At 61.9% G+C, this 8,059-nt stretch carries 6 protein-coding genes and 1 pseudogene; 2 read left to right on the forward strand and 5 right to left on the reverse strand.

Annotation, left to right across the window (positions count from 1 at the left end; all coding sequences use genetic code 11):
• Positions 1 to 358: 358 nt before the first annotated feature.
• The gene (locus BW990_RS20705) at positions 359 to 838 is read right to left on the reverse strand and encodes a hypothetical protein (RefSeq protein WP_143526317.1); all 480 of its coding nucleotides are present in this window, start codon (positions 836 to 838) and stop codon (positions 359 to 361) included.
• A gap of 16 nt (positions 839 to 854) precedes the next feature.
• Positions 855 to 2,048: an acetamidase/formamidase family protein gene (locus tag BW990_RS20710; protein ID WP_076451375.1), complete on the reverse strand. Its 1,194-nt coding sequence runs from the start codon at positions 2,046 to 2,048 to the stop codon at positions 855 to 857.
• Between the two features lie 344 nt (positions 2,049 to 2,392).
• Between BW990_RS20710 and BW990_RS20715 the strand changes: the two are divergent.
• Positions 2,393 to 2,751: pseudogene (locus BW990_RS20715) on the forward strand (transposase); the annotation flags it as partial.
• A gap of 46 nt (positions 2,752 to 2,797) precedes the next feature.
• On the opposite strand, the gene BW990_RS20720 reads toward BW990_RS20715, so the two are convergent.
• Together BW990_RS20720 and BW990_RS20725 are read right to left on the reverse strand one after the other, a co-directional pair.
• Positions 2,798 to 3,376: a c-type cytochrome gene (locus BW990_RS20720; protein ID WP_076451379.1), complete on the reverse strand. Its 579-nt coding sequence runs from the start codon at positions 3,374 to 3,376 to the stop codon at positions 2,798 to 2,800.
• Positions 3,373 to 4,638 carry a PQQ-dependent sugar dehydrogenase gene (locus tag BW990_RS20725; protein WP_076451381.1) on the reverse strand — a complete coding sequence of 422 codons (1,266 nt, stop codon included), beginning with the start codon at positions 4,636 to 4,638 and terminating at the stop codon, positions 3,373 to 3,375. The genes BW990_RS20720 and BW990_RS20725 overlap by 4 nt, the downstream gene beginning before the upstream one ends.
• Before the next feature lie 752 nt (positions 4,639 to 5,390).
• Between BW990_RS20725 and BW990_RS20730 the strand changes: the two genes are divergently transcribed.
• Entirely contained in the window at positions 5,391 to 6,137 is a 747-nt protein-coding gene (locus BW990_RS20730) for a hypothetical protein (protein WP_234990331.1), read from the forward strand.
• Between the two features lie 36 nt (positions 6,138 to 6,173).
• On the opposite strand, the gene BW990_RS20735 is transcribed toward BW990_RS20730, so the two are convergent.
• Entirely contained in the window at positions 6,174 to 7,925 is a 1,752-nt protein-coding gene (locus tag BW990_RS20735; RefSeq protein WP_234990332.1) for a PHA/PHB synthase family protein, read from the reverse strand.
• Positions 7,926 to 8,059 lie beyond the last annotated feature (134 nt).

The following is an 8,059-nucleotide window of genomic DNA, read 5'->3' on the forward strand; positions in this document are numbered from 1 at the left end:
CCTGCTCCACCCCCGTCTGTCATCGGTCCGCGGCTTGCCGTGCGACTTTGAGAAGACAGGGGCAAGCTTGGCCGTCTGATCGCCGGTCGGCAAGAAAAGGTCCTCGATATCACCACTGCGTTTTCCGAGCCATCAATGACGCAGCGCGTCGAGCATCAATGAATCCTGACCCTAGGATCAATCAGCCTCCGGCAAACCCGGCGCGGTTCAAGGCTTGTGCTTGCGGATCGCGAGAGGAAGTGGCCGAGAAGGGCATCCAAGATATCGAAATGACCCAAGGACTGGGATCAGCGCAGATGAACGCCCGCAATCGCATCACCGGGTGAACACGTCGGCGCCGCGGTTGCGCAAGACGTGATCAACTCCAGTAGGCCACGGCACCAGCATGCAGGTTCTGCCATGTCGGCCTTGTTCCGAGCCCGGCATGGTCCACGGCCTCTGTGACCAAACGTCCATGCTCTTCCGGAAACTCCGGTGCCGCGAAAAGCAAGTAGGCGCTATCGAGCGCTGCCAGCGCATGAACGGGTATCGGACGATTCCCCTCGAAAGGCGCCTCGGCCCGTTCCATCCTTGCAGCCTCGTCCGCCGAAAGGACTGCCAGGAACAATTGGCCTGTGCCCATCAGGGACGCGATCCGCTGCGGCCTCGGACCGCGCGCCACACGGGCCTGAGCCTCAGGCAACTCTTTCGACAAGGCGGCAACTACGTCTTTGGCAAGCTCATAGGTCCGGAAGTCACCCCGATGCGAGCCGATCAAAAGGTGTTTCTGCCGGTAAACCACCCATTGGCCATAGGGCGTATGTGCATAGGCGGGTGCTGCAAATGCTGCACCCGCCATGGCCAGGAATCCGCGCCTATTCATCGACGAACACGTCTTTGTTCAAGACCGCCGTGATAATGTAGTTCGGAACATCGACGACTTGTCCCACACGCAGGTCCACAGCGACGGACGCCAGTACATAAGCTTGCTCCCGGGTCAGTCCGTAGGTCCGCGTGATGTGGTCGATCATCTGCGTCAGCGCGTTGCGTGCGGCCAAGGTCAGGTCCTCGGACAGCTGTGGCAGATCCTCGATGACCTCGCTTTCGAGATAGGTATGATAGGTCGGGACTGACCCGACATCCTTCAGAGGATAGCCGATTGTCTGGTGAAACGCGGACGGTTCGATGTCCTTGATTTGCTGTCCGCCTTCGACTTGGGGGCTGGTAATGAATTCGCCCTGACCCTTGCGGATCTCAGTCGTCACTGTGACCACAGCGCCTGTTTCGATCGCGGTGCCAGACACCTCGCCGTCTCCTTGTGCGTAATGCACATCACCGATGAAGAGGTTGCAGCCGTCGACAAAGCACGGGATGAGGATGGTTGTTCCCACCTGCATTTGCTGCACATCCATGTTGCCGCCATTCTCACGCGGCGGAATGGTGCGGAGGCAGCGCGTTTCCTGTGAGCCACCTGCTCCACAGATCGCGGCCGGGTGTGCGCCGGTCGGCTCGGGCGGCAAGGCAATACCGCCTGCCGAGGCAAGCTCGGTTTCACGCGCAAGCCACGCCTCAACCTCCGGCTCACCTGGCATGGTACCGATGGAGCCGGTGAACGCTTCGTAAGGGATCGCGATACCCGGCATTGCATCGGACACGGCATGTGTGCGCGTCTGCTTCCAGCCGACGAAGAAGGGCTCCGTGAACTCGTCCCGGAGGAAGCCGAAACCCGGGACGATAACGGTATAGCCGAACTCGTCCGGCGCGATGTCGACAACCGTCACAGCAAGGACATCGCCGCGTTCCGCGCCTTCGATCGCGACCGGACCCGTCATCGGGTGCACGCCGGACAAATCCAATGCCGCGACATCATCGGCATTGGAATCCAGGGTCAGGTCGCTGTCCAGCGCATCGCGTGTCTCGAAGACGATGAAATCGCCCGGCGATGCGGTCGCAACCGCTTGTATGTCCGGATGATATCGATTGAAGCAGTTCGGATCGTCGGAACAGAAAGCGCCTTCCTTGGCGACCACGACCTCGGTCTTCCACGTCACATCGGTGGTATCGGCCATTACCGGTCCTGCCAAAGCGGCCAAGCAGCAGCTTGCCAGCCGCAGATGTAATGAATTCATTTCAATATTCCTCTCTGTTTCAAGCCAACTTGGTCTGAGCGTTGGGTTGTCCGCTCAACCGCCGACGTTTTTCGCGCGTCCTCCAGCTTCCGAAAGTTGCCCGATAATGGAACGAATCTGGCACATGGCACGCGCGCATCTGTCCAGCATGCCACAAATGCTCGCTTTTTGCAGGAAGAGGTCACGTGACCTGCTCCGATGAAATGTCCTCGATTTGAGTTCAGCCTGTTCTCCAACCGAGGAGACAGACGACGAAGAGAAGCCGTTTCGGCGAAGAACAAGTCATCGGCATTCTGCAGGAGCGCCGGGCAGGGCTTGGCGCGAAGGATTTGTGTCGCAAGCATGGGATCAGCGATGCGACCTTATACAGATGGCACTCCAATTATGGCGGGATGGAAGCGTCTGACGCGCGGCGCTTGAAGATGCTGGACTCTGAGAATGCCAAGTTGAAGCGCCTGTTGGCCGAGCGGATGCTTCATGTTGCGACGTTCAAGGAAATGCCCGGAAAGAACTTCAGAGGTCCGTTTCACGCAGGAATGCCGCGAACGGGGCCATGACGACCAGGCGTTACAATCAGAAGCGCGCGGATGTGTCGGCCGGGATCGATCCGCGGAAGGTCCGGACAGGAGCGGTCCGTCAAGCGGGGCGACCCTCGGCATGTGCTGGACCGACCCACACACGCGTTCGGGCTACTCGACGGGCGTAATCTCAAGGGTGACGTTCGCATACCAATCGGCAACCGCGCGGATCTCCGCATCGTCCAGCGGTGCCGCGATTTCGGACATGATCTCGTGCTTCCGATTGCCGCTGCGAAACGCCTTGAGCTGCGTGTCGATATAGATGTTCGTCTCTCCGGCGAGGTTGGGTGCGTCGAGAAGCAGCGAAATACCATCTGCCCCGTGGCATGACACGCAGGCTTGCGGGGCATCGCTCTCGCTGACACCCTCGGCGAGGGTCGCGACCGCTTCATGCGAGGCATACCAGGCCGCAACGTCGGAAATCTGCTGGGCGGATAGGCCTGCGGTCACGACGGACATCATTTCATGCTCGCGCGCGCCGGTCTTGAACGCCATGAGCTGGGCTTCGAGGTATGCTTTGGGTTCGCCTCCGATATGCGGCGCGATCGGGATCTGCGCATAGCCATCGATGCCGTGACAGGTCCGGCACATATTGGCGATCTGGCGCCCGGCCGCGGGATCGTCGGCCGCGGCGGAAGAGCCCCCGGCGAGCATGAGCCCGCCGAGAACAGTTAATAGCGCGAACCTCATTCCGAGGCGGTGGGGTTGTAGGCGATCCGCCAGATCGCACCGGCGAAGTCGTCGGAGATCAGCATCGAGCCGTCGGGCAGGAATTCGATGTCCATCGGACGGCCGCGATACTCGCCGGTCTCCTCGTTCAGCCAGCCATCGGCGAAGACCTGCGCCCCGACCGCGTCTCCGGTTTCGGGGTCGAGGGCGGTGAACATCACGCGCGCGCCGACCGGCGTCGTGCGGTTCCAGGAGCCATGCTGCGCCCAGAAGATGCCGCCGTGATATTCCTCGGGGAAGCTGTCGTCATGGTAAAAGCGCATGCCGAGATCGGCCGCATGTGCCGTCAATTCGAGCTGCGGTTCGACGAACTCGACGCCTTCGGGACGCGGATGATCGCTTTCCGAGACGATCTCGACCCGCGAATTGGTCCACGGGAAGCCGAAATGCTGGCCCGCCGCGGTCTGACGGTTCAACTCGCCCGGAGGAATGTCGTCGCCCATGCCGTCGACCTGGTTGTCGGTCCACCACAGCTCGCCCGTCGCGGGATTGAAGTCCTGACCGACCGAGTTCCGCACGCCGCGGGTATAGACCTCGCGTCCGGTGCCATCGGTGTTGATGCGGATGATGCCGCCGATGCCCCATTCGTCATACATGTCGATCTTCTCGACCGGCTGAACGTTGTGCGGTTGCCCGAGCGAGACGTAAAGCTTGCCGTCCGGCCCGATATCGCAGACCCGCGCGGAGTGGTTGAAGCTTTCCTCTTCGGGCGGGATCAGCTCTCCCTGCGCGACCACGGTGCCCACGGCGATATCCGGGCTTTCAAAGAAGAATTCCGCCGCCGGGAAGACCAGAATGCGGTTCCGCTCCGCGATATACAGGAACCCGTCCGGCGAGAAGCAAGGCCCGTTCGGGATGTCGAAGGTGACGGAGGGTGCGAAGTCCTTCACCTCGTCGGCCACCCGGTTGCGGTCACGGTCGACGATCGACCAGACCTTGTCCTTGCGGGTCCCTGCGAACAGCACGGTGCCCTGCGGCGCCATCGCCATCGAACGCGCATCGGGCACGACCGCATAGAGGCTGACCTCGAACCCGTCGGGCACGTTGATGTGCTCAAGGATCGCGGTAAGTGAATCGGCCCGCTCACCTTCCTGATCAATGTAGGTGAAGGTCGCGTCCGTCTTCTGCATGTTGCTCAGTTTTTCCATGTTGTCCTGAGCCAGCACCGGGCTGGACAGCATTGTTCCAAGCAGAAGCCCGGAAAGAATTTTCCGACTAATCATTTGTTCCTCCCAATTTGACGTAAGGCGGCGTCGCATTCTGAAAGTGCCGTCTCGCCGCAGACCATCAGGATCGCTTTACGTTGGGGAACTTGTCAACTTTCTTGCGATCTCTGTGAGCCGATGGCAGTGACTGAACCGCCGTCCTTTTCAAGCCGTTTCCTCATGATGGCTGCCCGGCTCTCTGTTCGACAACAGCGCGGCCCTGACGGGTCTGGAGTTCTCGAGCAACGGAGGATTTTGGCTCAACGGAGCCATCAGGGCGCGCACGGATAAGCATGGAACCCATGGATAGAAGGGCGGCACTGCAGGAGTTCCAGGCCGGATCATGTGAGGCAGAAAGACCCCGCACCGGATCGGGCCTCGCGGGCGAAATCGTCGCGGGAATAGAGCCATATCAATAACGGCCCGGCGGGCGTCGGCTAACATTCTCCGGATGCGTCGTTTTCAATAGGGGCAAATATGTCCGACCCTCATGCTCGTTCCCGCCGTTCCACGTCTTTCGCGAAGCGTCCGGTACCCGCGTCTCTGCGTCCGGGCTGTGACGATCCGGCAACCTCTCCGATATCGGGCGGGAAAGGCGCGCCGGGGGATGCCCTTCAGACGCGCGATGCCTCTGACTGTGTGATCCCTTGAGACACCGGTCCGCGGGGGTTACCGAGGCCGCCCAGCCCGTTGCGTCTGCGACGGAGGGCGAGGGGCGTGCGGAACCGGTCCCGCCCGCCGCACTTGAAACCATGCGGCTCCGCCATCGCGTGGTGGTGCCCGCCGCCTTGTCCGAGGACGAACGCGACGCCTTTGCCAGACGTCTTTATCATGTGCACGCGCAAGTCTTCGCGGGCCTCACCGCACAGGAATTCCGCGAGCATGTCATAACGCCCCCGGCAGAGACGACGCGGATACAGATATACGAGACACCCGAGGGGCAGATACTGGGCTATTGCGGGATCCATCGATACCGGCGCCGAGTGCGCGGCAGGGATGCCATCGTGCTGCGCGCCGAGGCGGGGCTCTTGCCGGAATATCGTGGGCGCGGAGTGACCTACGGGTTCGGGATGATCCGCGCTGCGGTCGAAAAACTCCGGCACCCGTTCACGCCGGTCTATTACCTCGGCACCCTGGTGCACGCGTCCAGCTATCACCTGTTCTGCAAATATTTCCCGCGGCTGTTCCCGCGGCCGGATGCGGCCAACCCGGCGGAAATGCAGGAGGTCGCGCGCGAACTCATCGAGAGTTTCTCCGACCCGCCGGTGACGCCTTCGGATCCGTTCATCCGAGATGTCGGCTGGGTGACGATCGAGACGCCGCAGGAAACCAGGCTCAATGCGCGCGATGACCGACCGGATGTCGCGTTCTTCAAGAAGCGGAACCCGGGCTACGGGCTGGGGCACGGCCTGGTCGTGGTGGTGCCGATGACCTTCGGCAATCTCGCCGACGCCCTTCGCCTGCGGGCGGCCGAGCGCCTGCGTATGAAGGTCGGTCACTACAAGCCGGAGCTCTGAGCTGCAGGCTCCTTGCGCGAACCTGTGCCGTCGTCCTTACGCTTGATACACATACTGGCCCGGCGCCGGCATGATCGGCGGCAGGCCCGCGCCGGCGGACCCCATGGCAGGCGGTTCGGTTCGTGCGCTCGACGCGTCGGCCAACCAGCGCACCCAGTCGGTCCACCACGACCCCTCGCGCGGGTCATGCGCCGCAAGCCAGGTATCCGGATCGACATATCGCGCTCCGGCCGGGCGATGCCCGATGCGGAAATGACGGCGTGGGTGGCCCGGTTCGCTCAGGATACCGCCGTTATGGCCGGAATTGGTAAGCACGAAGGTCAGGTCGCAATCGGTGAACAGGCGGATTTTGTAAACCGAGCGCCAGGGCGCGATGTGATCGGTCTCCGTTCCCACCACGAAAAGCGGCACGTCGATATCCTTGAGCGCGATCACGCGACCCTCGACCGCGAAGCGCCCGGCGGTCAGGCGGTTCTCAAGAAACAGCCCCCTGAGATATTCCGAATGCATCCTGGCGGGCATGCGGGTCGTGTCGTTGTTCCAGACCGTAAGGTCCGAGGGCAGGTCATCCCGGCCGAGGAAATAGCGCTTCACGGCGCGGGCATAGATCAGGTCTTCTGCACGGATGGAGGCGAAGGTCCGGCTCATCTGCGGACGATCGAGATAGCCCTGGGCCCACATCATGTCCTCAAGGAAGGCGACCTGGCTTTCGTCGAGAAACAACAACAGCTCGCCCGCCTCGGAAAAATCGGTCTGCGCCGCCAGAAAGGTCACGGTCGCCAGCCGGTCGTCGCCATCCCGCGCCATGGTCGCCGCCGCGATGGCCATGATCGTGCCACCGAGGCAATAGCCCATAGCGTGGATCTTCCGGTCCGGGACGATCTTGCCGACGGCGTCCAGCGCGGCCATCACGCCGTCCTTGCGGTAATCCTCAAGCGACAGATCGGCCTGTTTGCGGGTCGGGTTGCACCAGGAGATCGCAAAGACCGTGAAGCCCTGTTCGACCAGGTAACGGATCATCGAGTTTTTCGGCGAAAGATCGAGGATGTAGTATTTCATGATCCAGGCGGGCACGATCAGAACGGGTTCCGCATGCACGGTTCCGGTCGTCGGCGCGTATTGGATCAGTTCGAATATCTCGTTGCGAAAGACGACCTCGCCCGGGGTGCATGCGAGGTCCTCGCCGATGCGAAACCCTTCGGGCGGCTCTGTCCGAGTCTGGGTCAGCGTATGCGTCATGTCGTTGAGCAGATGCTGAACGCCTTCGGCGATATTCCTGCCACGGCACTCGATGGTCTGTTCGATGATCTCGGGATTGGTGAGGGGCATATTCGATGGCGAGACGACGTCGAGCGCCTGCCGCACCATGAACCGGACGCGCTCGCTGTCGGCCGCGGACAGGCCGCGCAGCTCGTCCGTGGCATGATCCCACCAATCCTGCGTGGCCAGGAATGATTGCTGCCAGAACAAGAAGGGCATCTTTGCCCAGCCTGAATGGGCGAACCGCGAGGCGTAAGGCTTCGGCTGAAAGGGCGGGGCCGCGTCCGCGTCCTCTCCGATCCCTGAGATGTGCGAGATCACGCGTATGGTGTTCTTGACCGCCCTTTCGGCCAGTTCGATCTGCCGCCCCGGGGCCCGGCTCATATGCAGGGCCCAATCGTTCCAGGCTTGGAATATAGAGAAGGGCGACAGCCCGGCGGTATTGCGCGCGAGGAGCGCCCGGGCGATCCTGTCGAGATGCTCGTAGGGGTGCTCTTCCCGCGGCTGGGGCGCAGGGAGGCGGGGCACCAAATCATGCACTTTTGCGGGCAGTTTGGCATGGATGCGTGTTGGATGTCACCGAGAACTGACCCGGCATTGTCACCGAGAACTGACCCGCCCTTTCGTTATGTTTGCTGGTTCATGATGGGGTCAATGCTGGT

Origin of the sequence: Roseivivax lentus (genome assembly GCF_900156805.1) — a bacterium.
Classification (GTDB): Bacteria; Pseudomonadota; Alphaproteobacteria; order Rhodobacterales; family Rhodobacteraceae; genus Roseivivax; species Roseivivax lentus.